We start from the raw sequence: 24405 nt of genomic DNA on the forward strand, positions 1-24405 counted from the left end.
TATTTCATAGCCCTGCGTTCGTCAAGCGCTCAGGCCGTGCTGCGGCGCAGGCCGTGGACGATCTCCAGATAATCCGGTTCCTCGGGCTTCAGCCAGCCGTGGCGGACCAGGAAATCGATGACCACGAGGTTGACGTTGAACTTCCAGTCCAGCGTGTCGCGCACCGATGCCGCCACCTTGTCCAGCGGCCAGCGCTCGAACGACTCGACTTCGCCGTCGGTGTTCTCGGGGACGAAATCGGCGTCCAGTTCCAGGTCGTAGAGGAACAGCGTGTCCGGCTTCAGGCCGTGCTTGCTCTCCATCAGGTAGGTCACGGCGCCGACCGGGACGGCCTGGCCGATCAGTTCGGGGCCGATGTCGGCCTCTTCCTTGGCTTCCTTGATCAGGTTCTCGGCCAGCGTCAGGCCGATGGGCTGGCCGCCGGCGATCAGATTGTCGAACTGCCCCGGCGCCACCCCGCGGTCGCGGGCGCGGCGGCCGACCCACATCTCGATGCCGTTCCCGGTGCGCACGAAACCGTTGACGTGCAGGCCGTAGGCGGCGACGCCGAAATGCGACACCGCGGCGCGGTCGATGCGCATCAGCGGTTCGGCCCCCCATTTCGGCAGGACGGGGTAGAACTCGCCGCGCAGCTTGCGGGCCAAGCCCCGCTCGACCACGTATGCGGCGGCGTGCTCCAGCACCGCCGAGCGCGCCTCGAAGTCGCGCACCTCCGGCGCCAAGGTGACCCGCTCGCGAGTCACCACGAAGCCGGGATCGACGCCGGGCAACTCCTCGGCCAGTGCGTGGCGAATCCAGCCGATGCGGATGCCGTCCACCTCGAACGGGCGGTAGGCGCTGAAGTCGTGCGCGTTGCACGCGCGGATGCGGTCGAGGAAGGACATGGCAGCGAGTTTAGGGCTGGCGCGCCGCCGCGCAATAGGTCTTCCCGCCGCAGGCCGTATGCCGCAGGCGCCGATGGTTGCATTGCCGGCCGTGCGCGGCGTAAACACAGCGGAACGTGCTGGAGGAGAGCGGGTATGGCGTCCAACGGGTTCGGTGACTTTTCGGTGCTCGTCATCGAGGACGAGGCGTTCACCCGGATGGTGCTCGCCAAGATGCTGTCCACTTTAGGTTTCAAGGCCGTGCATCAGGCGCAGGACGGTGAGAGCGGGCTGGCCGCCGTGCGCGCCCATGCTCCCGACGCGGTGCTTTGCGACGTCGAGATGGCGCCGGTGGACGGGCTGGGCTTCCTGCGGGCGCTGCGCGCCAGCGACGACCCGCGCCACAAGGTGTTGCCGGTGCTGTTCATGACCAACCGCGCCGACCCCGCGCGCGTGGCCGAGGCCGGCACGCTCGGCGTCAACACCTTCCTGGTCAAGCCGGCCACGCCCGAGGCGCTGCGCGAGAAGCTGGGCGAGCGCTTGGGCTGATCCCCGGCGCCGGGCGCGAAGGCGGTTTGAACCACGGCGGTTTGAACCACGAAAGCATGGTTCATCACGGGGATGTGTTCTCCCGTGTGTCCGAAATGCACCGGCTTCCGGGTGTGGCGCCAATCACATACCCGGAGATAAAAATGTGGCCTGCTGCAGGTGCGCTTGGGTAACCCCGAAGGAGACCAAACGCCACCTCGGCCTTCACCTTTGGCATGCACCCCAATGCGCCCCCTGCCGTCGAGTTGATGGTGTGGGATAAGGCTCCCCATCTCTCTTAGGGATGGCCGGATCAATGGGCGGCGTCCGTGCGTTTATGTCGGTGGAGGCGTCAGCGCTTAGGCGCGGCGGCCGGTGATGTGGCAGGGAGTTGTTAACACTTGGGTTCCAAGCTGGGATTAACCCGAGCGCATCCGTCGGATGATGGCGCGGGGGAACGTTGGAGGATGATGGCGTGAGACGCGGCGTCAACCTTGTTCTGACGGAGCGGCAGGCGGGGAACCTCCCCGGTGCCGATGAGCAGGATCTGCCGCATTTCATGGGGGCCTCGGCCGGCGGGCCGGGGATTGGACGAACGGCCTATGGGCCGGGTGTCGGAATGGCCGAAACGGGGAGAACTCCCGAATGCCTGGAAAGACTTGAACCGGGCATTACATTGAAAACTGGCGCCCCTGCGGGTTCGCCGCATTTTACAGGCAATCTCATTCGTTTGGGCTTCGATGGTGAGAGGGGTCGGTACGGGGCTTGTCCACCCGTGCCAGCCCTTGGAACGCGGTGTCTTCCGCCTGCGCCGAGTCACGGCCGCATCGGCAGCGCCGACGCATCGGACTAAGGAATACGGAGCGAGGCATGTTCCCGAGCGACGAACTGTTCAGCCGATACACGCAGTCCTACGAAGGCCGCCGTGAGAGCGAGATGACCCTCACGGAGTACCTGGAGGGTTGCCGCAACGATCCGATGATGTACTCGACCGCTCCGGAGCGGATCCTGGCCGCCATCGGCGAACCGGAGGTGGTCGACACCGCGCGCGACCAGCGCCTCGGGCGGATCTTCATGAACCGCACGATCAAGGTGTACCCGGCCTTCTCCGACTTCTACGGCATGGAGGAAACGATCGAGCGGATCGTCGGTTTCTTCCGCCACGCCGCGCAGGGGCTGGAGGAGCGCAAGCAGATCCTGTATCTGCTGGGTCCGGTCGGCGGCGGCAAGTCGTCGCTGGCCGAGCGGCTGAAGTCGCTCATGGAGAAGTGCCCGGTCTATGTGCTGAAGGCCGGCAAGGACATCTCGCCGGTGTTCGAGAGCCCGCTGGGCCTCTTCAACCCGGAAGAGATGGGCGAACTGCTGGAGGAGCGCTACGGCGTGCCGCGGCGCCGGCTGACCGGGCTGATGAGCCCGTGGGCGGTCAAGCGCCTGGACGAGTTCGGCGGCGACATCTCCAAGTTCCGCGTCATCAAGGTGCATCCCTCGAAGCTGCGGCAGATCTGCGTCACCAAGACCGAGCCGGGCGACGAGAACAACCAGGACATCTCGTCCCTGGTCGGCAAGGTCGATATCCGCAAGCTGGAGGTCTTCAGCCAGAACGATCCCGATGCCTATTCCTTCTCGGGCGGCCTGAACCGGGCGTCGCAGGGCATCATGGAATTCGTCGAGATGTTCAAGGCGCCGATCAAGATGCTGCACCCGCTGCTGACGGCGACGCAGGAGGGCAACTACGTCGGGTCGGAGAACATCGGCGCCATCCCGTTCCAGGGCATCATCCTGGCGCACTCCAACGAATCCGAGTGGCAGACCTTCAAGAACAACAAGAACAACGAAGCCTTCATCGACCGCATCTGCGTCATCAAGGTGCCGTACTGCATGCGCGTCATGGAGGAGCGGCACATCTATGAGAAGCTGATCTCCGGTTCCGACCTCGCCACGGCGCCCTGCGCCCCGTCGACGCTGGAAATGCTGGCGAAGTTCTCGGTGCTGTCGCGCATGCGCGAGCATCCGAACTCCAGCCTGTACTCCAAGATGCGCGTATACGACGGCGAGAGCATGAAGGAGACCGACCCCAAGGCCAAGTCCATGCAGGAGTACAAGGACCAGGCCGGCGTCGACGAGGGCATGGACGGCATCTCGACCCGCTTCGCCTTCAAGGTGCTGGCGGCGACGTTCAACTACGACAGCACCGAGATCTCCGCCGATCCCGTGCACCTGATGTACATCCTGGAGCAGTCGATCAAGCGCGAGCAGTTCCCGGAGGAGACCGAAAAGAAGTACATGGAGTTCATCAAGGCCGAGTTGGCGCCGCGTTACGCCGAGTTTATCGGCAACGAGATCCAGAAGGCTTATTTGGAATCCTACAGCGACTACGGGCAGAACCTGTTCGACCGCTATGTGGATTACGCCGACGCGTGGATCGAGGACCAGGACTTCAAGGACCCGGACACCGGCCAGCTGATGAACCGCGAGTTGCTGAACCAGGAACTGACCAAGATCGAGAAGCCCGCCGGCATAGCCAACCCGAAGGACTTCCGCAACGAGGTCGTCAAGTTCGCGCTGCGCGCCAAGGCCGCCAACCAGGGCCGCAACCCGTCCTGGACCAGCTACGAGAAGATCCGCGAGGTCATCGAGAAGCGGATGTTCAGTCAGGTCGAGGATCTGCTGCCGGTGATCTCCTTCGGCTCGAAGAAGGATGGCGAGACGGAGAAGAAGCACACCGAGTTCGTGTCGCGGATGATGTCGCGCGGCTACACCGAGCGGCAGGTTCGCCGGCTGGTCGAGTGGTACATGCGCGTCAAGCAGGCCGGCTGAGGCTTTTTACCAGACCCGCCGGAAACGGTTCGGTAGCGTGAGGGCTTCCCATTGATGAACATCATCGACCGCCGCCTGAACCCGCAGGGCAAGAGCCTGGCCAACCGCCAGCGTTTCCTGCGCCGTGCCAAGGAGCAGGTGATCAAGGCGGTGCGCGACGCCTCATCGAAACGCTCGATCCAGGACGTCGAGAGCGGCGACAAGATCTCCATCTCGACGGGCGGCGTGCGGGAGCCCTCGCTCCACCGGGCCAACTCCGGCGGCCTGCGCGACTACGTCGTGCCCGGCAACAAGGAGTACGTGGAGGGCGACACCATCCCGCGCCCCGAGGAGCAGGGCGGGCGCGGCAACGAGGGCTCGCCGGACGGGGAGGGCGACGATGATTTCCGCTTCGTCCTCTCCCGCGAGGAGTTCCTCGACATCTTTCTGGAGGATCTGGAGCTTCCCGATCTGGTGAAGCAGAAGGTCAAGCAGTCGGAATCCTTCTCGCTGACGCGGGCGGGGTTCACGCCGAACGGGTCGCCGGCGAACCTCAATCTGGTGCGCACCATGCGCAACAGCCTGTCGCGGCGCATCGCGCTGAAGCGCCCGAAACCGGACGAGATCCTGGAGCTGGAACGCCTGCTGGCCGAGGCCGAGGCGCGCGGCGAGTCCGAGGCCGAACTGGAGGAGATGCGCCGCGAGCTGGAGCATAAGCTCCTGCGCTCCAAGCGCATTCCCTTCATCGACCCCATCGACGTCCGCTACAATCGGTTCGAGGCGGTGCCGAAGCCCATCGCGCAGGCGGTGATGTTCTGCCTGATGGACGTGTCCGGCTCGATGACCGAGCACATGAAGGACCTCGCCAAGCGCTTCTTCATGCTGCTGTACCTGTTCCTGAAGCGGCGGTACCGCTCGGTGGACATCGTCTTCATCCGCCACACCCACGAGGCCAAGGAGGTGGACGAGGACACGTTCTTCTACTCCACCGAGACCGGCGGCACGGTGGTGTCCACGGCGCTGGAGGAGATGCAGCGCGTCGTGCAGGAGCGCTATCCCGAGAGCGACTGGAACATCTACGCGGCGCAGGCCTCGGACGGCGACAACATGTCGTCGGACAATGGCCGCTCGGCCGGCCTGCTGCGCGAGGTGATCCTGCCGCTGTGCCAGTACTTCGCCTACATCGAGGTGGCGGCGGAGCACAACATGGGGCTGTCGGCGCTCGGCCGTGAGACCGAGCTGTGGCGCACCTACAAGGCGGTGCAGCGCCCCGACCTGCCGCTCGCCATGCGGCGCGTGCGCTCGCGCCGCGAGATCTTCCCCGTCTTCCGCGACCTGTTCGCCCGCGACAAGGTCGCGGCCCCTTAGAGAGTTTTGGTCAAGGAGCCCCGCCGCATGACCGCCGTGATCTCCAAGCCGGAAGGCCTGCTCTACGACGGGGCAGACTGGGACTACGACAAGATCAAACGCGTCTACGACGCCATCGAGGACATCGCCATCGGCGAGATGGGCCTGGACGTCTACCCCAACCAGATCGAGGTCATCACGGCCGAGCAGATGCTCGACGCCTATTCCTCGATCGGCATGCCGTTGATGTACAAGCACTGGTCGTACGGCAAGCACTTCGCCCGCGACGAGATGATGTACCGCAAGGGCTTCCGCGGTCTGGCGTACGAGATCGTCATCAACTCCAGCCCCTGCATCAGCTACATCATGGAAGAAAACACCATGACGATGCAGACGCTGGTGATCGCCCACGCGGCGTTCGGGCACAACCATTTCTTCAAGAACAACCAGCTGTTCCAGCAGTGGACGGACGCCAAGGGCATCCTCGACTATCTGGAGTTCGCCAAGTCCTACATCGCGCATTGCGAGGAGCGCCACGGTCTGCCGGCGGTGGAGCGCGTGCTGGACGCCGCCCACGCGCTGATGAGCCAGGGCGTGCACAAGTACCCGAAGAAGCGCTCGCTCGACCTGCGCGAGGAGCAGAAGCGCGAGCGCGAGCGCCAGGAGTACGAGGAGCAGACCTTCAACGACCTCTGGCGCACGGTGCCCAAGCCGGTCGGCGGCCAGCGGCCGTCGCGCAGCATCTCCGAACGCAAGAAGCTGCTGGGGCTGCCGGAGGAGAACCTGCTGTATTTCCTGGAGAAGAAGGCGCCGCGGCTGGAGCACTGGCAGCGCGAAATCCTCCGCATCGTCCGCCGCATCAGCCAGTATTTCTACCCGCAGAAGCAGACCAAGCTGATGAATGAGGGGTGTGCGACCTACACCCACTACACGATCATGAACCGCCTGCACCAGAAGGGCATGATCAGCGAAGGGGCGATGCTGGAGTTCCTGCACTCGCACACCTCCGTGGTCTTCCAGCCGGAGTTCGACGACCAGCGCTTCTCGGGCATCAACCCGTACGCGCTGGGCTTCGCCATGATGCAGGACATCCAGCGCATCACCGAGAACCCGACGGAGGAGGACCGCGCGTGGTTCCCCGGCCTCGCCGGCTCGGGCGACGGCATGGCGGCGCTGCGCGAGGCGTGGGCCAGCTTCCGCGACGAGAGCTTCGTGCTGCAGTACCTCAGCCCGCACCTCATTCGGAAGATGAAGCTGTTCAGCGTGCGCGACGACGCCGAGGACCCCTACCTGCTGGTCGAGCACATCCACAACGAGCGCGGCTACCGCCACATCCGCAAGCTGCTGGCCCGGCAGTACGACCTGGGCTACCTGGAGCCGGACATCCAGATCGTCGACGTGGATCTGGCCGGCGACCGCAAGCTGATCCTGCACCACCGCGTGACCAACGGCGTGCTGCTCGACGAAAGCGACGCCAAGGCCGTGCTGCGCCACATCGCCAACTTGTGGGGCTACGAGGTGCAGTTGGTCGAGGTGTCGGCGGTGTCGGAGGCCATCCTCAAGGAGCACGCGGTGACCGCACCGAGCGGGGGGTGAGGCTATTCGCCGAACGCTTTCGAAATGTCGAGGGCCGAATGAAGGACGCGGGCAACGATGATCCCGTCCTCGGCCGGCCAGTAGAAAATGACGTAGCGGTCGACCGGGGTGCTGCGCAGACCGGGCTTCAGTTCATGCCTGGGGCGCCCCAACGTCGGACGCTCCGCCAGCAGCGAGCATTTCCTGAGCAGCCGTTCCGCAAGGCGGGAGGCCGCAACCGGGCTGTCGGCGCCGATGTGCGCGGTGATGCTTTTGAGGTCGGCCCTTGCCTCCCGCGCAAACCGGAGTCGGCCCATCAATCCTCGGAAGGCGGCTTGCCGTAAAGGCTGAAGAGTTCGGCGAAGACCTCCTCGCCGTCCACCAGATCGCCGGCCAGAACCTGCTGGTAAGCAATCTCGATGTCCGCGCGCAGCGCGTCGAGCTTGGCTTCATCCTCAAGAGTGAGGGGCGGCTGTTCTGAGATGCGGTTCGGCTTGGCCATGGCCTTAATGTAGCACGCGCACCCCGCCGTTTCCACGCGCTCCGGTGGAGCACGCCCGCGCCATCGATCCACCCCCTTCTCCGAAAGTTCATGGAAGCGTCATCGCGCCGACGCCCCGCGGGCATTACGGAGTCGTCCGTACGCCCTCACACGAGCCGGACGCCATGACCTCCCAGGACGCTCCCCGCCGTTTCGGCATCAAGGCGAAGATGCTGCTGGCCTTCGCCGTCGTGGCGGCGCTGCCCGTGCTGGCCGCGGTGATCGGCTGGCTGTCCTACGCCGCGGTCCGCGAACGCGTCGCCGACATCGCCGAGACGCAGATGCCCGTGCTGGGTGCCGCCCAGGGCATGGCGACGGCGACCGCCCGCATCCTGGCGCTGGGGCCGCTCATCGACGCCGCCAAGGCGCCGGCCGATCTGCGGCCCCTGGCCTCCGAAACCGACGCCCGGCGCGCCGAGCTGACCCGCCTCATGGACGTGCTGGCGCGCGGACCGGTGGATTCGGCCCAGGTCGGCGTGCTGCGCACCGCAGCCGGGTCGGTGCTCACCAACGTGGACGCGCTGGCGCAGGCCAGTGCCCGCCGCCTCGGCCGCCGCGAGAGCCGGACACGCCGTCTGGCCGAGCTGAACGCCGTGCACGCCCAACTGCTGGAGGTTCTGGCGCCGGCCATGGCGCGGTCGGGGCATGATCTCGCCGGGGCCATCGGCACCATGGCCGAGGCGGCCTCGCGCTCCTCCGCCACCATCGGTGAGGAACTGGGGCAGGCGGTGCTGCCGCTGTTCCAGTTGCGCGGCGCCCTGTCGGCGCTGACCAAGGCGCTGCTGATCGGCGCTTTCGAGACCGATCCGTCCAAGGTGATGACCGCCTCGGCGGACTTCGATTCGGCGGTGTCGGACGTGCAAGGCGCGCTGCGCCCGCTGACCGGCGACGCGGCGGCGGCACCCGCGGTCGCCGCGGTGCGGGCGCTGGAAGCGTTCGGCGACGGGCCGACGAGCATCTATCTGCGCCGTGTCCGCCAGCTCGATCCCGCCACCGAGCCGGCGGTGGCCCGCGCGCTGGGTCAGGAGATCGCCCGCAACGTCGCGGAGATCGTCCGCCTGGACGGCGAAGCCAACGCCCGCATGCTGCCGCTGATGCTGAACGCGCGCGGCCGGATCGCCCAGGCCGGCGGCGACATGGAGCAGCGCGTGCAGGAACTGGCGACCTCCACCGTGCCCGAGGCGCAGCACGCCTACATGGCGCTGAGCGGCCTGCTGGCCGAGACGAACTTGCTGGCCGGCCTTCTCGCCGAGGCCGGCAACGCCGACACCCCCGAACGTCTGGCCGAGGCGCTGCGGCCGCTGGAGGCCGGCGCCAAGGCGATCCGCATTCTCGCCGCCGACCTGAACGGAATGGAGGCGCAGGCGGCGGTGGGGCCGCTGGTGCAGCGCCTGCTCGATCTGGGATTCGGCGCCGATGGCATCCTGGCGCTGCGCCGGGGCGAACTGGACGCCTACGCCGAGAACGCCGCGCTGATCGAGCGCAACCATGCCCTCGCCGGCACACTGTCGGCGGCGGTGGAGTCGCTGGTCGCCAGCGCCGCCGACGCGGCGACGCGCGGGGCCGGCGACGCCCGCGCGGCGCTGGAGCGCACCAGCACCATCCAGATCCTGCTGGCCTCGGCCGGCGTGCTGCTGTCGGTGCTCATCGTCTGGCTGTATGTCGGGCGCGGCATCGTCGCGCGGCTGGAGAGTCTGGCGGCGGCCATGCAGCGGGTGGCGCGCGGCGACCTGTTGGTCACCGTGACGCGCGGCGGCACCGACGAGATCACCGAGATGGCGGGGACGCTGGACGTCTTCATCGCCACCGCCCGCGCCATGGAGGAGGCCCGCCATCGGGTCGAGGAGGAGCGCGCGCAGGCCGCCCAGGTGCGCCGCACGGGCATGCTGGAGATCGCCGCGCAGTTCGAGCGCAACGTGCTCGCCAGCGTCGACACGCTGGCCGAGGCGGCGCGCTCCATGCACGACCGCGCCCGCACGCTGACCGGCATCGCCACCCACGCCAGCGATCAGGCGCACGCGGCCATGGAGGTGTCGGCCGAGACCTCGGCCGGCATCCAGCAGGTGGCGACGGCGGCGGCGGAAATCTCCACCTCCATCGCCGAGATCTGCCGGCGCACCTCGGAGTCGGCGCGCATCATCGGCGAAACGGCGGCCGGGGCCGAACAGGTCAAGGCGGCGGTCGGCCAGCTCTCCACCACCACCGAGTCGATCGGCACGGTGATCGGCGTCATCGACACCATCGCTGGGCAGACCAACCTGCTGGCGCTCAACGCCACCATCGAGGCGGCGCGGGCCGGGGAGATGGGCAAGGGCTTCGCGGTGGTGGCCGGCGAGGTCAAGCACCTGGCCACCCAGACGGTGCGGGCGACCTCCGACATCGCGCGCCAGATCACAGCCACCCAGACCGCCAGCCAGGAAACCGCCGCGGTGGTGGAGATCATGACCAGCAGCATCCAGCGCATCGAAGGCAACGCGTCGGCCATCGCCAGCGCGGTGGAGGAGCAGTCGGCCATCACCGAGGGGATCGTCGGCAGCTCGCATCAGGTGGCGCAGGGCACCCAGCGGGCGTCGGAGTTCGTCGCCGACCTGTCGGACGCCGCCGCCCGCGTGCGCAGTCATGCGCACGAGGTGCTGGGCGTGGCCGAGAGCCTGTCGCACGAAGCCACCGCATTGGGCAGTGCGGTACACCTGTTCCTTCAGGAGATCCGGGCGGTTCGGTAGTGGCTTTTCTCCCTCTCCCTGCTCGGCAGGGGAAGGATTACCGTTCCATCTCCGGCTGGATGCCGGCGTTCTTCATGGCGTGGCAGAGGTCGATGATGGCCTCGCTCATGTCCGGGAAGGTCACCGCCAGCGCGTTGCGGTCCTTGTCCACGCGCACCACGTGGGCAATCGCGCGGGCGACGGGGTGGTCGGGGATGTCCTCGCAGCGGATGTCCAGCTTGAGTCGGGTGCCGGCGCTCACCATCAGCTCGCCCCGATAGGTCTCCAGCAGCATGCCGCGGATCGACCAGTTGACCGTCCGGTAGCGGCGTCCGCCGACCTCCACCGTCAGCACCGGGTCCATGTAGCGGATGGCGCGCCGCCGCTCGACGCCGCCGGGCGGCTTCGGGCCGCCACCCTCGCGGATCTCCAGCTTGCGGGCGTTGGCCTTCTTGGTGCGCTCGTCGACGCCGTCCGCGGTGGTCATCAGCGCCGCCTGCACCCGCCGCTCGACGCCCGAGCGGAACTCGTCGCTGGCGCCGAAGCGCACGGCCTTGCCGAAGTGGATCTTGGCCTTGTTGAGAACCTCGTTGCGGCCCTTGTCGTCGCCGGCGTGCCCCTTGCGCTCGGCGTCGCGGATCAGCGTGTCGACGCTGAGCTCGAAAGCGTTGCACTGGATGGTCTTGGCGACCTCGCGGAACTCGGTGGCGCGTTGGCTGGGGAATTCCTTCGTCTTGAGAAGCTCCGCCAGCGTGTTGGCCTGCTGCTCGACGACGTCCGGGTCGCTGCCCTCGGCCATCCGGCGCATCGCGCGGATGTGCTCTTCCGCCTTGCGGAGCAGGGCGTCTTCGAGCTTGCGGCGCTGGTCGGCGTCCATGACGGCAGCCATCGGGACCTCGGCGGAATTTCCGCGACAATGCTACAGTAGCTCTTCCGTATTTAACAAACCTTGAACGCGGCTATGGTGCGCTGCACCTAGGTTTTGTCGGGTCCAAACGTTTCCGCGGTGAATCGAAATGCCTGCATTGTCCCGGTTTCCACAGTGGGATCGAGCCCGGCCTTTGCCTTGAGGTGATGCAGAAAGGTGTGTTTCTCGGCCAGTACGTCCCAGACCTTGGGCAGGAACAATGCACTGCGGCCATGGTCGCGGATGATCAGCCCGTCCACATCGGGCCGGAGCTGGCGCAGCAGGTCCGCCTCGTCGGTGAACGCCATCGGCCGGTTGTGGCTGAGGATCGAGACGGTGATGTCCACCTTCGGCAGTTCGGCCGCTGTGAGCGGCCCGAAGCGCGGGTCCTGCGTGGCCGACTTGCAGGCGTTCTCCACCACGTCGCGGACCAGCGGGTTCACCGGCTGCACGGTGCCGATGCAGCCGCGTAGGGCGTCGTCGATCTCCAGCGTCACGAAGGTCTTGCGCAGGGCGCGCAACGCCATGGGGAAGCTCTCCACCGCCACCTCGGGCGGGCGGCCGGTACGCACCACGTGCTCCAGCGCCTGATGCGCGGCGTCGAGCAGCTGCGCGCGCTCGCCATCGGTCAGGCGGGCCTCGTTGGCGTATTCGAAGGTGTAGGCGCCGTAGCCGACGACGCGGCCCTTGTCGCCCGCCGTGTCGCCGGAGTTGCGCAGGTCGCGCGTGGTGGCCCGCAAATCGAGCGCCTGGGCGCGCAGCAGCAGGCCGGAAATCGGCTTGAAGCCGCAGGCGGCGTCGCCGGTCAGCGTCTCCGGCTCGGCCGCCTCGATGGCCTGCGAGGCGGCGAGGTCGAGGCCGCGGGCGGTGTCGTAGTCGTGGAAATGGCTGAGGTCGGAGGAGATGACGATCATCGTCTCCGGCCCGCCCCACAGGCGTTGCAGCACGGTATCCACCGCCTGCGGCGCGCACGAGCCGACCACCAGCGGCACCACCGCGGCGTTGGGGAAAACGCGCTGGATGAAGGGCAGGTGGACCTCGAGGGAATGCTCGCCTTCGAAGGCATCGTCTAGGATCTGCACGTCCGCCAGGCCGAGGATGGCGTCGATGCCGGCGCGGTCCACCGGCACCACGCCCAGCGGCGTCACCATGCCATCGGCGCTGGGCGCCGCCAGTCCGCGGAACGGCCAGCGGTGCGCCGGACCCAGCAGCACGACGCGCCTCACCCGGTCGCCGAGGTGCCGCACCGACGCGTAGGCGGTGCCGGCGATGGGGCCGGAATAGACGTAGCCGGCGTGCGGCGCGATGATCGCCTTGGCGGGCACCGGCTCGACGTGGGCAGCGGCCAGACAGTCGCCCACCATGCGGTCCAGGGTGGCCGGGTCGGCGGGGTAGAAGGCGCCCGCCACGGCCGGCGCGCGCAGGGTGGTCATGGTGTTGGACATGGTTCGCGCAATGCCCATCTAAGCTGTCGGGGATAGGCCGAATGTCGGTAGCCCCATCGTAAATTTCCAGGGGCGGCGATCTCCAGGAGTGAACCTCTCAGCACGTTTTGGTGCCAGCATGACCCAGATGTTTCCCGCCCGCTATTGGCACGCGCTCGACGACGGGCGCATCCAGTGCGATGTCTGTCCGCGCGCCTGCAAGCTGTCCGATGGGCAGCAGGCGCTGTGCTTCGTGCGCGAGCGCCGGGGCGACCAACTGGTGCTCAGCACCTACGGGCGCTCGTCGGGTTTCTGCATCGATCCCATCGAGAAGAAGCCGCTCAACCACTTCCTGCCGGGCACGCCGGTGCTGTCGTTCGGCACGGCCGGCTGCAACCTGACCTGCAAGTTCTGCCAGAACTGGGACATCTCCAAAAGCCGCGAGACCGACACGCTGGCCGACTCCGCCTCGCCGGAAACCATCGCGCGGGCCGCCGCGGACACGGGGTGCCGCTCGGTGGCGTTCACCTACAACGACCCGGTCATCTTCCTGGAATACGCGGTGGACGTGGCGCAGGCCTGCCACGAGCGCGGCGTGCATACGGTGGCGGTCACAGCCGGCTATATCTGCGCGGAGCCGCGGGCGGAGTTCTACCGCCACATGGACGCCGCCAACGTCGATCTGAAAGCGTTCACGGAAGAGTTCTACCACAAGGTAACCGGCGCCCACTTGGCGCCGGTGCTGGACACGCTGAAGTACCTGAAGCACGAGACGAACGTCTGGTTCGAGATCACCACGCTGCTGATCCCCGGCGAGAACGACTCGGATGCCGAACTGCACGCGATGACCGACTGGATTCGTGAGAACCTGGGCACCGACGTGCCGCTGCACTTCACGGCGTTCCACCCCGACTACAAGATGCGCGACAAGGACTGGACCCCGCACGGCACGCTGACCCGCGCCCGCGAGATCGCGCGCAGGAACGGGTTGCGGCACGTCTACGTCGGCAACGTCAGCGACCCGGAGCGCTCCAGCACGTGGTGCCCGTGCTGCGGCCAGAAGCTGATCGGGCGCAGCGGCTACACGCTGTCCACCTGGAACCTGGACGGGGCGGGGGCGTGCACCCGGTGCCGCACGCCGCTGGCCGGCGTGTTCGAGGCGCAGCCGGGCGTTTGGGGGGCGCGGCGGCAGCCGGTGCGGCTGCGGGATTATGCCGTGGCGTGATGTCTGCGCTCACCGCCGCGGCTTGGCCCGCGCGGTGGGTTCGGCCTGCATGGGGTCGTCGGGCCAGTAGTGCTTGGGGTACTGGCCGCGCAGGTCGCTCTTCACCGCCTTGTAGGCGTTGGCCCAGAAGCTCGCCAGATCGCGGGTCACCTGCACCGGGCGGCGGGCGGGGCTCAGCAGGTGCAGCAGCAGCGGCGCACGGCCGTCGGCGATCAGCGGCGTCTCGGCCAGCCCGAACATCTCTTGCAAGCGCACGGCCAGCACCGGCTCGTCGCCCGTGTAGTCGATGGGCACGCGCGAGCCGCTGGGCACCGTCGCGTGGGTCGGCGCCTCGTCGTCCAGGCGCTTCTGCATCGCCCAGGGCAGCAGGGCGCGCAAGGCGCTCGACAGGTCCACGCGTTCCAGATGCGCGCGGCGCGACACGCCGGACAGGGACGGCGTCAGCCAGTCCTCCAGGCTGTCCAGCAGGGCGGCGTCGGACACGTCCGGCCACTCCTCGCCCTCCATGCGGCGCAGGAAGCCGACGCGCGCCTGCCATTTGCGCAACTCGTCGGTCCATGGCAGCGCCGCGAGGCCCATCTCGCGGATGCCCTGGAGCATCGCCGTGGCCAGCGCCTCGGCCGGCGGGCTGGTCAGCCGCTCGTCCTTGAGGATCAGCGCGAACAGCATGCGGCGGCGGCGCGCCAGGACGAGTTGCTCGCGGCTGTCCCAGGCGACGATGGTCTCGGTGCGGATGTGGTCGGCGAACACATCCTCCAACTCCGCCAGCGTGACCGGGGCGGCCAGGAAGATGCGCGATTCGCGCGCGGCTCCGTCCAGGTCGGCGACCGCCAGCCAGTCCTCGGCGGACAGCGGCTCGGGCTCGGCGAAGAAGGCGCCGCGGCCGTTGGACAGGCGGTATTGCGTCGCTGGGCCGCCCCCGCTTGAGCCGGACCGGCGCTGGCCGATGCGGTCGGGGTAGGCGAACGCCACCAAGAGGCCGGTCGAGCCGACGTCACCCTCGTCCTCGCGCACGCGGAGCTGGCGCATCCACTGGCGCGACTGCTTCAGCGCCTGCTGGGCGCCGGCGCGTTCCACCGTCAGGCCGCGGCCGGTCCGCATGCGGCCCTCGCCGTCGAGGCTGCGCAGCAGCTCGACGCGCAGGCGCAGGTCGCCGTCGCGGAAGCCCGGCTGCGCGCGGACGATGTCGCGCTCGCCCAGCAGCGCCGCCACCTGACAGGCCAGCCCGCCGAGGCCCAGATCCTTGCCGGCCAGCATCATGTGCGCCAGACGCGGGTGCACGCCGAAGCCGGCCATGCGGCGGCCATGCGCGGTGATGGCGTTGGCCGCGTCCAGCGCCCCCAACTCGCGCAGCAGCTCGCGCGCCTGCGCCATCGCCGCGGCCGGCGGCGGGTCGAGCCACGCCAGATCGTTGGGCTCGGCCACGCCCCACATCGCCAGTTCCAGCGCCAGCGGCGCCAGATCGGCGTCGAGGATCTCCGGCGGCGTGAAGGGGGCCAGCGCCCTGTGCGTTGCCTCCGGCCACAGGCGGAAGCAGATGCCCGGCTCCAGACGGCCGGCGCGGCCACGGCGCTGCTCGGCCGAGGCTTGGGAGACCTTGACGGTGACCAGCCGCGTCATGCCCGAGCGCGGGTCGAAGCGCGGCACGCGCATCAGCCCGCCATCCACCACGACGCGGATGCCCTCGATGGTCAGGCTGGTCTCGGCGATGGGGGTCGCCAGCACCACCTTGCGCGTGCCCGGCGGGGTCGGGCCGATGGCGCGGTCCTGCGCGTCGGCCGGCAGGTCGCCGTACAGCGGGGCGAGGTGCACACCGGCCGGCACCGCGCCCTCCAGCAGGCTCTGCACGCGGCGGATCTCTCCGGCACCGGGCAGGAAGACCAGCACGTTGCCGGGCTCCTCCGCCAGCGCGCGGCGCACGGCGGAGGCGACCGCATCCTCGATGCGCGTGCCCTGCGGCGGGGCGTCGAGGTGGCGGGTCTGGACCGGGAAGGCGCGGCCTTCGCTGGTCACGATGGGGGCATCCAGCAGCGCCGCCACCGGACCGCCGTCCAGCGTCGCCGACATCGCCACCAGCCGCAGATCGTCGCGCAGCGCGCCGCGCGCCTCCTGGCACAGCGCCAGGGCCAGGTCGCTGTCGATGCCGCGCTCGTGGAACTCGTCGAACAGTACGGCGCCGACGCCGGACAGCTCCGGGTCGTCCTGGAGCTGGCGCAGGAACAGGCCGTCGGTGACCACCTCGATGCGGGTCTTCGGCCCGATTTTGGTGTCGAGGCGCACGCGGTAGCCGACCGTCTGGCCCACCCCCTCGCCCAGCATGGACGCCATCCGCCGCGCCGCGGCGCGGGCAGCGAGCCGGCGCGGCTCCAGCACGATGATCTTGCGGCCGGCCAGCCACGGCTCGTCCAGCAGGGCCAGCGGCACGCGCGTGGTCTTGCCGGCACCCGGCGGCGCTTGCAGAACGGCGACGCCACGCTCCTTCAGCGCGGTCAGCAGCGCGGGCAGGACGGGGGCGATGGGCAGTGCGGGCAAGGTAGGAATCGCCATGCCCTCTTGCTGGCCCGCGGCGGCCCAGAAATCAAGAGGCGGGTGTGGGCCGGCGCAGCATGGACAGCGGCCGGCCGTCGATCACCGCCAGCCCGAGGCCGATCAGCGCCATGCCGGCCAGATGGCGCGGCTCGATGGGCTCGTCCAGCACGACGGCGCCGAGCAGCAGGGCGCTCACAGGGATTAGGAAGGTGACCAACAGGGCGTTGGTCGCCCCGGCCGTCGCCAAAATGCGGAAGTAGAGGACATAAGCACCCGCGGTGCCGAGCAGCGCGATGCCGGCCAGCGCCCCCCAGGTTGCGGCGCCGGGCATCGCCCCTTCCCAGGGGCGGTCCACCAGCAACGCCACGGGCAGGATCATCAGCGCCGACACGGTGACCTGTCCGGCGGCGGTGATCAGTGGTGGCGTGCCGCGGAAGCGGCGGCCGTAGATGCCGGCGCAGCCGTAGGACAACGCGGCGCCGAGCACCGCGAGCTGCGCCAGCAGAGTGAGTCCGGCCCCATCGAACGCCAGCCCGCCCAGCGCCGCCGGGCCGACGATCACCACGACCCCGGCCAGCCCCAGCAGCACGCCGCCCAGCCGCGCGCCGGTCATGCGTTCGTCCGGCGTCAGCAGATGGGCGAGGACGACGCCGAACAGCGGCGTGGTCGCGTTTAGGATGGCGGCGAGGCCGCTGGGGATCTGCGTCAGTCCCCAGAAGTTCAGGCTGAACGGGATGACGTTGTTCAGCAGCCCCAGCACGATGAACGGCCCCCAGGCGCGCGGCGTCGCCGGCAGGGGCAGGCGCGCGGCGCGGACGATGACCAGCAGAACCGCCGCGGCGAGAGCCACCCGCCCGAACACCACGGTGAAGGGGCGCAACTCCGCCACCGCCACCTTGCCGAACAGGAAGGCGCCGCCCCACAGCAGGGAGAGCAGGATCAGCAGCAACCACTCGGTGGTGCCCATGCGCGGCGCGGTCATGCGGGAAGCATCTTCGGTTGCGGTCGGTTTCGAGGATGACGGCGCCCGGCGCCGGACGCCACCCGGTTCTTGCGCGGTTGCGGGCCTAGACCTTCCTGGCCGCCAGCAATTCCTCGACCAGCGCGGTCAGGCGGGCGATCTCCTGCTCGCGCAGCAGGTCGAGCTTCTGGTGCACCAGTTCGATCTCCAGCTCGGCCTTGAGGTTCACCTGATAGTCCTGCTCGGCTTTGCGGCGGTCGATGTCGGCCAGACGGTTCTGGCTCATCATGATGATGGGCGCGGTGTAGGCCGCCTGAAAGGACAGCACGAGGTTCAGCAGAATGAACGGGTAAGGGTCCCAGCGGTAGGCCCAGGCCAGCGCGTTGGCGACGATCCACAGCGTCAGCAGCACCGACTGCGTGATGATGAAGCGCCACGAGCCGACGGTGGCGGCAACCCGGTCGGCGATCCGGTCGCCCAGCGACCGCGGTTCCTCGTGCACCCGCCGGTGGGCCGGGCGCAGGTGGCGCAAATGGTGCAGATGTTCGAGGTCGGTGATGGGGGCCGTGGCGTCTGCGGTGCTGTGCTGGTTCGGCATGGCGGCGCTCTCCCGAGGCGGCGCGAGGGGGCCGGACGGCCCCCTCGCGTGCATTCCACCCGCTTACCCCTTCAACGCGGCCCAGTCGATCTCGTACACCTTGTCGACCGTCTTATAACCCTTGAACGCCGCGATGACCTCTTCGTCGGAGACGCCGGCCGGAATGTTCTGCACCTCGTAGACGACTGAATAGCCGGTCGTCGGGCCAACGTCCGCGTTGCGGTGAGCCTTGGCGATCAAGCCCTCGCCCGCCACCTTGATCATAATCGATGCCATGTCCTACTCCCGTGGATTGATCAATCCCCGGAGCGATTCCCAGTCCGGCGGGCGTTGGCCGCCCGTCCGCTGTTTTGACCGACGATATAACCTCAAAGTTCGTATGGTTTCCAGCGGATCGTGATGCCGGAGCTACTCCGGCGCCGCTTCGCCCCACGGTCCGGCGGCGGGCGGCTCGACTGGCGCGGGCGGCGCGGGCGGGGGAGGGGGGCGGCGGATGGCCGGGGGAGCGGGCGGCTGCGGCTGTCCGTCGCCTCCTTGCCCGCCGCCCTTTGGGAAGGCCTCGCGGGCGATCTCGGCGATGCCGCCGATGGCGCCGATCACGCCGGCCGCGTCCAGCGGCAGGAACAGCACCTTCTGGTTCGGTGCCGACGCCATCTTGGTCAGCGCGTCCACATAGCGCTGGGCGACGAAGTAGTTGATCGCCTGCACGCTGCCGGAGCCGATGGCCTGCGACACCATGGTGGTGGCGCGCCCCTCGGCCTCGGCCTCGCGTTCGCGCGCCTCGGCGTCGCGGTAGGCGGCCTCGCGCCGGCCCTCGGCCTGAAGGATGGCCGCCTGCTTCTCGCCCTCGGCGCGCAGGATGGCGGCTTGGCGCAGGCCCTCGGCCTCCAGGATGACGGCGCGGCGGTCGCGTTCGGCCTTCATCTGGCGGCCCATGCTGTCCACCAGATCGCGCGGCGGCTGAATGTCGCGGATCTCGATGCGGGTGACCTTGATGCCCCACGGCGAGGTCGCCTCGTCCACCACCGACAGCAGCTGCGCGTTGATCCGGTCGCGCTTCGACAGCAACTCGTCCAGGTCCATCGAGCCCATGACCGTGCGGATGTTGGTCATGGTCAGGTTGAGGATGGCGCGTTGCAAGTCGTTGACCTCGTAAGACGCCTTGGCGGCGTCGACGATTTGGAAGAAGACCACGCCGTCGGCCGTCACCATGGCGTTGTCCTTGGTGATGACCTCCTGCGAGGGAACGTCGAGCACCGTCTCCATCATGCTCTGGTGCCGGCCGATCCGGTCGACCACCGGCACCACCAGATGCAGCCCCGGCCCCAGCGTGCGGGTGTAGCGGCCGAATCGCTCGACCGTCCATTCCTCGCCCTGCGGCACCGTTTTGACGCCCAGAAGCACCAGCACCAGCGCGAACACCAACAGCGCCAGCACGAACAGCGTAAAGCCACCCGCAGCAATCATCGTTCCTGCCCCTGCTCAATCCCCCAGCAAGGCGCCGATCGCCTTCAGCGGTTCATGAGCATCGCACAGGATCTTGAAGATGGCGAGGATCGGTACCGCCAGCAGCGCACCGGGAATGCCCCACATCCAGCCCCAGAACAGGATCGAGACAAACACCGCGATGGGGTTCAGCGACAGCCGCCGGCCGATGATCATCGGCGTCAGGAAGTTGCCCTCCAGCACGGTGAGCGCCACGAAGGACAAGGGCGGCATCAGAATGGTGGACAGCCCGTCGAAGGTCAGCACCGAAACCAGGAACAGCACCACCGTCACCACCGCCGGCCCGATGAACGGGATGTAGTTGAGCACGGTGGCGAGCGTCCCCCACAGCGTCGGGTTGGGCATGCCCTCCGCCCACATGATGCCGGCGGTGGCGAAGCCCAGGGCGATGTTGATGCCGGTGATGGTGGCGAGGTAGGCGGCGATGTTCTGCTGCACCGTGCCCGCCACCATGGCGTAATGGACGCGGTCGTCGATGCTGGTCATGGTGCCGATCAGCGCCTCCAGGCTCTGCCGGCCGCGGGCCAGGAAGAAGTACAGCAGCACCATCAGGATCACCACGTTGGCGATCACCGCCTCGGTCTGCTTGAGGAACTGGTCGGCCAGCGACGGCCCGCGCAGCACCACCTCGTGCGACGGGCCATCGCCCGGACCGGTGATCTGCTCGATCTGCTGCGAGGCCTTGCGGGCGCGCTCCAGCCCCTGGCGCAGGTCGCTCAGCTTGAACTCCAGCTCGTGCACGACGCGCGGCACGCGGTCCACCCACTCCGTCGCCGGGCCGGTCAGCGTGTAGATGCCCAGCCCCACCAGCACGAACACCAGGACCACCATGATGGCGGCGCCGATCCCCTCGGGGATGCGCAGGCGGTACAGCCCGCGCACCAGCGGGCGCAGGAGGAAGCTGAGAATCAGCGCCAGACAGATCGGCAGCAGCACGTCGCGGGCGAAATACACCGTGTATAGCGCGGCGAGGACGAACAGCCCCATCGTGGCGACGGTCATCGGGGTGCGAGGATGCTTGGCCGGGGGCAGCGGTTCGGTCACCGGCGGCGGGGTGTCCAGGGTGGAATCGGCGATGCGGTCGGTCATGCGGCGGCGAACCCCCGGCTCGTGGATCTTGGGCTTGGCATCCTTGAAGGCGGCGCGCGCGGGGCCAGATGTTGCGGGTCGGTTCCCCATCACGCCGCCCGGAGACACCCAGCGATGCGCGCTCGCCTTCTCGTCCTAAACGCTCTGGCCAGCTTCTTGGTTCTTGCCTTGGTCGGGGTGGCCCGGCCGGTGCTGGCGCAGGAGGTCGGCCGCTTCAGCAACGACTGGACCGGCAACGGCCTGATCGTCCAGGCCATCGAGGACCCAAAGGTGAAGGGGGTGACCTGTCATCTGGTGGATTTCGACCGCTCGCTGATCGACCGGCTGTCCAAGGGCAACTGGTTCGAGGACCCGTCGAACGCCTCCATCGCCTGCCGGATGACCGGACCCGTCACGGTGGGCGACATCGAGATGTCCCAGAAGGGCGAGGAGGTGTTCTCCGAGCGCAAGAGCCTGATCTTCAAGTCCATCGCCATCCGCCGCATCTACGACCGGCCGAACGACACGCTGGTCTACGTGGTCTATTCGCGGCAGGTGAAGGACGCGTCGGCCAAGATGTCGATCTCCACCGTTCCGCTGTTCCAGGCCAACGCCCAGTGGGAGAAGGGGCGGCCGATGGCGAAAAAGTAGGGACGGCGGCGCAGGGCGTTAGGGAAGATTTTATACACTTGCGAAACAATACTCGGCAGGAGACGCTGGAGGAGCTTTGCCGATGGAAAAGGACCGTATGGCACTGCTGCGCGAATTGAGCGCACACATCGGCCGGCCCGACTTCGATCAACTCGTCGAGCGCGTCACCCGCGAGATGCAGCCGGTCGTCGAACCCGTCAAGACTCCGCCGAAGATCGTCGGCGCCCCGCGCCGTCCGGCCCGGTTGTCGCGCGGCCCCTGACCAAGCGTTCAGTCGCGGCGGATCGTCCCGGCGTCGCGCCGGATGTCCCAGAGGAAATGGAAGCGTCGGTTATCAGCCGACCAGACGCCCGAGGCGCACCGCCGTCTGCCCGGCCTTCACCCGGCGCGCCGGCATGATCAGCACGCAGTCGTCGTACGGCGTGAGCACCGGCCGCTCTCCATCGTGGGCGATGGCCGTGCCGGCGCGCGGCAGCACCTCCAAGCCATTGAACGCGTGGGTGAAGGCGAAGGAGTCGCTGCACGCGGTGACCGCCTGGGTCACCTCGACCACGCGCAACGGCTCGTCGCGCTTGCGCAGGCGGGGCAGGGCTAGCGCCGGGTCGATCATGTCGGCCATCAGCAGAAAGCGCAGGCAGGTCTCCACCGCCACCGTCGCCGTGTCGGCCTTCCAGTGCTGGCCGCACTCCACCAGCAGCGCGGTGCGCTCGCCGCGCGGGTCGGCGAAGCTGTCGTAATCCAGCAGGCGCCGGCCGGACGCGTGCCCCTCGTCGGCGACGATCCACGACGGGTGGCCAAGGCGCTTCGCCAGCTCCCGTCCGCGCGCGGTGCGGCCGCACAGCGTCAGCGGTGCCGTGTCGTTGGTCATGGAATGGACGTCGAGCAGCAGGTCGGCGGCTTCGAACACCGGGCGGAGCTTGCGCGCCCGGCGCAGTTCGACGGAGTCCCGGCGGCTGTCCAGAATGTCCGGCGACCACAGGCGGTTGAAGTCCTCCTCGATGTAGCGCGAGGCGTAGGGGTTGTCCAAGTCGAAGGCTTGGTAGGCGTCGACGTTGGACAGCGCCAGCGTCAGCCGGCCGCGCGCCGGCCGGACGCCCAGGCGGAACAGCGTGTCGATGGCGATGGCGCCGCAGATCTCGTTGCCGTGGGTGAGCGCGTTGACGACCACGTGCGGACCGGGGCGGCCGCCGTCCAGCGTGGTGACGTAGTCGATCCCGGTGTTGCCGCGCCGATAGGGCGTGATGTCCGGCGGCATGAGGTCGAGAGGGGAACGGGACTCGGACAATGAAGGCTCAAAGGTTGCGGGTCCGGTTGTGCGGCAGTATGGCCGAGAGCGTCCCGCCGCGCCAGCCCCGGTGGACCGGCGGCGAGGCCGCCTTATATGACAGTTTTCGGTCGACGGACGGCTGCTGCCTCGTTTATACGCACACGATCGAGAAACGGTTGCTGGGAATCGGTTGCGGGATGCCATGAGCGTCGTGATCGAGGATGTGCTCGTCCGTCATGACCCGGCTGGGCGGCGCCTGCCGGTGCTGTTCGATTCGCCGCACAGCGGTGCGGTTTATCCGCCGGATTTCGGCTTTGTCTGCCCGCTCCCCATTCTGCGCCAAGCCGAGGACACCTACGTCGACGAACTGTTCGGCGCGGCCCCCGACTATGGCGCCACGCTGCTGTGCGCGCTGTTCCCGCGCACCTACATCGACGCCAACCGCGCCGCCGACGACCTCGACCCGAGCCTGCTCGACGGGGCGTGGCCGGAACCGCTGCGGCCCAGCGAGAAGAGCGCCGGCGGCCTCGGGCTGATCCGCGCGCTGTGCCGGCCGGGACTGCCGCTCTATCACGGCAAGCTGACGGTGGCCGAGGTGGCGTCGCGCATCGGGCGCTGCTACCGGCCCTACCACGCCCAGGTCGGCGGGATCATCGACGCGCACATGGCCGAGTTCGGGGCGGCTTGGCACGTGGACTGCCATTCCATGCCCTCAGCGGGCGACGGCGGCGGTGCGGATTTCGTCGTCGGCGACCGCGACGGCACCACGTCGGAGCGCGGCTTCGTCGAGTTCGTGGTGCGCGCGTTGCGCGGCTACGGCTATGCGGTGGCGATCAACCATCCCTACAAGGGGGTGGAACTGGTCCGCCGCTACGGCGACCCGGCGCGCGGCCGGCACTCGATCCAGCTGGAGGTCAACCGGCGCCTCTACATGAACGAGGAGACGCTGGAGAAGCACGCCGGCTTCCTGGTGGTGCAGCGCGACCTGACCGCCCTGGTCCGCCAGATCTGCGCCTACGCCGAAAGCCGCGTGGAGCGCCGGGCGGCGGAGTGACGCCGGGCGTTACGGCTCGAACTGTTCCTTGAGGATGCGTTCCTCGAAGTTGAACTCCGGGTCGAACAGCAGCGTGATCGACACGTCGCGCGCCTCGGTCACCTCGACGCGTTCGACCTCGCGCACCTCGGTGAAGTCGGCGACGGCGCTGACCGGGCGCTTGGGCGTTTCCAGCACGTCGAAGCTGATGTGCGCCGCGTGCGGCAGCAGCGCGCCGCGCCAGCGCCGCGGGCGGAAGGCGCTGATCGGCGTCAGCGCCAGGATGCCCGCCCCCAGCGGGATGATCGGCCCGTGGGCGGACAGGTTGTAGGCGGTGCTGCCGGCCGGCGTGGAAACCAGCACGCCGTCGCAGATCAGTTCCGGCAGGCGGGTCTTGCCGTCCACCGTGATGCGCAGCTTGGCGGCTTGGCGCGTTTCGCGCAGCAGCGACACCTCGTTGATGCCGAGGGCCTCGACGGTCGGGCCGCCGACGCGCGTCGCCTTCATGCGGAGCGGGTGAAGCGTCACGTGCTGGGCGCGCTGCACGCGCTCCATCAGATCGTCCTCGCGGTAGGCGTTGAGCAGGAAGCCGACCGAGCCGCGGTTCATGCCGTACACCGGCTTGGGGCTGCATCCGCCGCGCCCCAGCGCGCGGTGCAGCGTCTCCAGCAGGAAGCCGTCGCCGCCCAGCGCCACGATGACGTCGGACATGCCGATGGGCACGTTGCCATAGCGGTGCACCAGCCGCGTGCGCGCCGCGCGCGCCTCGTCGGTGTCGGCGCACACGAAGGCGATCTGTGGCGGATTGTGGCGGAAGGGCGGGGGGGCGGTGTCGGTCATCGTCCCCCGACCATAGCGCAGCTTGGGCGCGTGGGGAAACTCCG

General features: G+C 68.5%; 22 protein-coding genes. 9 read left to right on the plus strand and 13 right to left on the minus strand.

The genetic code is table 11. From position 1 onward, the window contains the following. Window positions 1–29 precede the first annotated feature (29 nt). Window positions 30–884, minus strand: a complete 855-nt coding sequence (locus ACSVDD_RS07360) for a DUF4743 domain-containing protein (RefSeq protein WP_448188678.1) — start codon at window positions 882–884, stop codon at window positions 30–32. 135 nt (window positions 885–1019) lie between these two features. Here ACSVDD_RS07360 and ACSVDD_RS07365 point away from each other — a divergent pair, with 135 nt between their 5' ends. From ACSVDD_RS07365 to ACSVDD_RS07380, 4 genes are all read left to right on the plus strand, one after another. Further along, window positions 1020–1412, plus strand: a complete 393-nt coding sequence (locus ACSVDD_RS07365) for a response regulator (protein WP_448188679.1) — start codon at window positions 1020–1022, stop codon at window positions 1410–1412. An 849-nt stretch (window positions 1413–2261) separates the two neighbouring features. After that, entirely contained in the window at window positions 2262–4208 is a 1947-nt protein-coding gene (locus tag ACSVDD_RS07370) for a PrkA family serine protein kinase (RefSeq protein ID WP_448188680.1), read from the plus strand. Between the two features lie 54 nt (window positions 4209–4262). After that, window positions 4263–5555, plus strand: a complete 1293-nt coding sequence (locus ACSVDD_RS07375) for a YeaH/YhbH family protein (protein ID WP_448188681.1) — start codon at window positions 4263–4265, stop codon at window positions 5553–5555. A 27-nt stretch (window positions 5556–5582) separates the two neighbouring features. After that, a complete protein-coding gene (locus ACSVDD_RS07380) occupies window positions 5583–7130 on the plus strand; it encodes a SpoVR family protein (protein WP_448188682.1) in 1548 nt (515 codons plus the stop codon). A gap of 2 nt (window positions 7131–7132) precedes the next feature. On the opposite strand, the gene ACSVDD_RS07385 is transcribed toward ACSVDD_RS07380, so the two are convergent. Continuing rightward, window positions 7133–7426 (minus strand): type II toxin-antitoxin system RelE/ParE family toxin, encoded by a 294-nt coding sequence (locus ACSVDD_RS07385; RefSeq protein WP_448188683.1) that lies wholly within the window; start codon window positions 7424–7426, stop codon window positions 7133–7135. Further along, window positions 7426–7611: a hypothetical protein gene (locus ACSVDD_RS07390; protein WP_448188684.1), complete on the minus strand. Its 186-nt coding sequence runs from the start codon at window positions 7609–7611 to the stop codon at window positions 7426–7428. The genes ACSVDD_RS07385 and ACSVDD_RS07390 overlap by 1 nt, the downstream gene beginning before the upstream one ends. Before the next feature lie 164 nt (window positions 7612–7775). Here ACSVDD_RS07390 and ACSVDD_RS07395 point away from each other — a divergent pair, with 164 nt between their 5' ends. Then, window positions 7776–10373: a methyl-accepting chemotaxis protein gene (locus ACSVDD_RS07395; RefSeq protein ID WP_448188685.1), complete on the plus strand. Its 2598-nt coding sequence runs from the start codon at window positions 7776–7778 to the stop codon at window positions 10371–10373. A gap of 37 nt (window positions 10374–10410) precedes the next feature. On the opposite strand, the gene ACSVDD_RS07400 is transcribed toward ACSVDD_RS07395, so the two are convergent. Next, window positions 10411–11241, minus strand: a complete 831-nt coding sequence (locus ACSVDD_RS07400; RefSeq protein ID WP_448188686.1) for a hypothetical protein — start codon at window positions 11239–11241, stop codon at window positions 10411–10413. Window positions 11242–11327: 86 nt separating this feature from the next. Continuing rightward, window positions 11328–12704, minus strand: a complete 1377-nt coding sequence (amrB, locus tag ACSVDD_RS07405; RefSeq protein ID WP_448188687.1) for an AmmeMemoRadiSam system protein B — start codon at window positions 12702–12704, stop codon at window positions 11328–11330. Between the two features lie 118 nt (window positions 12705–12822). Here amrB and amrS point away from each other — a divergent pair, with 118 nt between their 5' ends. After that, on the plus strand, window positions 12823–13908 hold the full coding sequence (gene amrS / locus ACSVDD_RS07410; RefSeq protein WP_448188688.1) for an AmmeMemoRadiSam system radical SAM enzyme: 1086 nt from the start codon (window positions 12823–12825) through the stop codon (window positions 13906–13908). A 9-nt stretch (window positions 13909–13917) separates the two neighbouring features. Here the strand turns inward: amrS and hrpB are convergent, their stop codons facing one another. The 6 genes from hrpB to ACSVDD_RS07440 form a co-directional block, all read right to left on the minus strand. Beyond that, a complete protein-coding gene (hrpB, locus tag ACSVDD_RS07415) occupies window positions 13918–16455 on the minus strand; it encodes an ATP-dependent helicase HrpB (RefSeq protein WP_448188689.1) in 2538 nt (845 codons plus the stop codon). 31 nt (window positions 16456–16486) lie between these two features. Continuing rightward, complete coding sequence (locus ACSVDD_RS07420; protein WP_448188690.1) at window positions 16487–17419, minus strand: DMT family transporter; 933 nt, start codon at window positions 17417–17419, stop codon at window positions 16487–16489. 85 nt (window positions 17420–17504) lie between these two features. Next, a complete protein-coding gene (locus tag ACSVDD_RS07425; RefSeq protein WP_448188691.1) occupies window positions 17505–17996 on the minus strand; it encodes a DUF1003 domain-containing protein in 492 nt (163 codons plus the stop codon). A gap of 63 nt (window positions 17997–18059) precedes the next feature. Further along, window positions 18060–18272, minus strand: coding sequence for a hypothetical protein (locus tag ACSVDD_RS07430; protein WP_448188692.1), 213 nt, complete (start codon window positions 18270–18272; stop codon window positions 18060–18062). A 132-nt stretch (window positions 18273–18404) separates the two neighbouring features. Further along, on the minus strand, window positions 18405–19463 hold the full coding sequence (locus tag ACSVDD_RS07435; RefSeq protein ID WP_448188693.1) for an SPFH domain-containing protein: 1059 nt from the start codon (window positions 19461–19463) through the stop codon (window positions 18405–18407). A gap of 15 nt (window positions 19464–19478) precedes the next feature. Continuing rightward, window positions 19479–20681, minus strand: coding sequence for an AI-2E family transporter (locus ACSVDD_RS07440; protein ID WP_448188694.1), 1203 nt, complete (start codon window positions 20679–20681; stop codon window positions 19479–19481). Between the two features lie 24 nt (window positions 20682–20705). Between ACSVDD_RS07440 and ACSVDD_RS07445 the strand changes: the two genes are divergently transcribed. After that, entirely contained in the window at window positions 20706–21221 is a 516-nt protein-coding gene (locus tag ACSVDD_RS07445) for a CreA family protein (protein ID WP_448188695.1), read from the plus strand. An 82-nt stretch (window positions 21222–21303) separates the two neighbouring features. Next, a complete protein-coding gene (locus ACSVDD_RS07450; protein ID WP_448188696.1) occupies window positions 21304–21483 on the plus strand; it encodes a hypothetical protein in 180 nt (59 codons plus the stop codon). A 72-nt stretch (window positions 21484–21555) separates the two neighbouring features. On the opposite strand, the gene ACSVDD_RS07455 is transcribed toward ACSVDD_RS07450, so the two are convergent. Then, on the minus strand, window positions 21556–22506 hold the full coding sequence (locus ACSVDD_RS07455; protein WP_448188697.1) for a M14 family metallopeptidase: 951 nt from the start codon (window positions 22504–22506) through the stop codon (window positions 21556–21558). Between the two features lie 184 nt (window positions 22507–22690). On the opposite strand from ACSVDD_RS07455, the gene ACSVDD_RS07460 reads away from it, so the two are divergent. Next, the gene (locus ACSVDD_RS07460; protein WP_448188698.1) at window positions 22691–23542 is read left to right on the plus strand and encodes an N-formylglutamate amidohydrolase; all 852 of its coding nucleotides are present in this window, start codon (window positions 22691–22693) and stop codon (window positions 23540–23542) included. A 9-nt stretch (window positions 23543–23551) separates the two neighbouring features. Here ACSVDD_RS07460 and ACSVDD_RS07465 read toward each other — a convergent pair whose 3' ends face one another. After that, window positions 23552–24361, minus strand: coding sequence for an NAD kinase (locus ACSVDD_RS07465; protein ID WP_448188699.1), 810 nt, complete (start codon window positions 24359–24361; stop codon window positions 23552–23554). Window positions 24362–24405: the final 44 nt, after the last annotated feature.

This window comes from Azospirillum terrae, assembly GCF_053470425.1.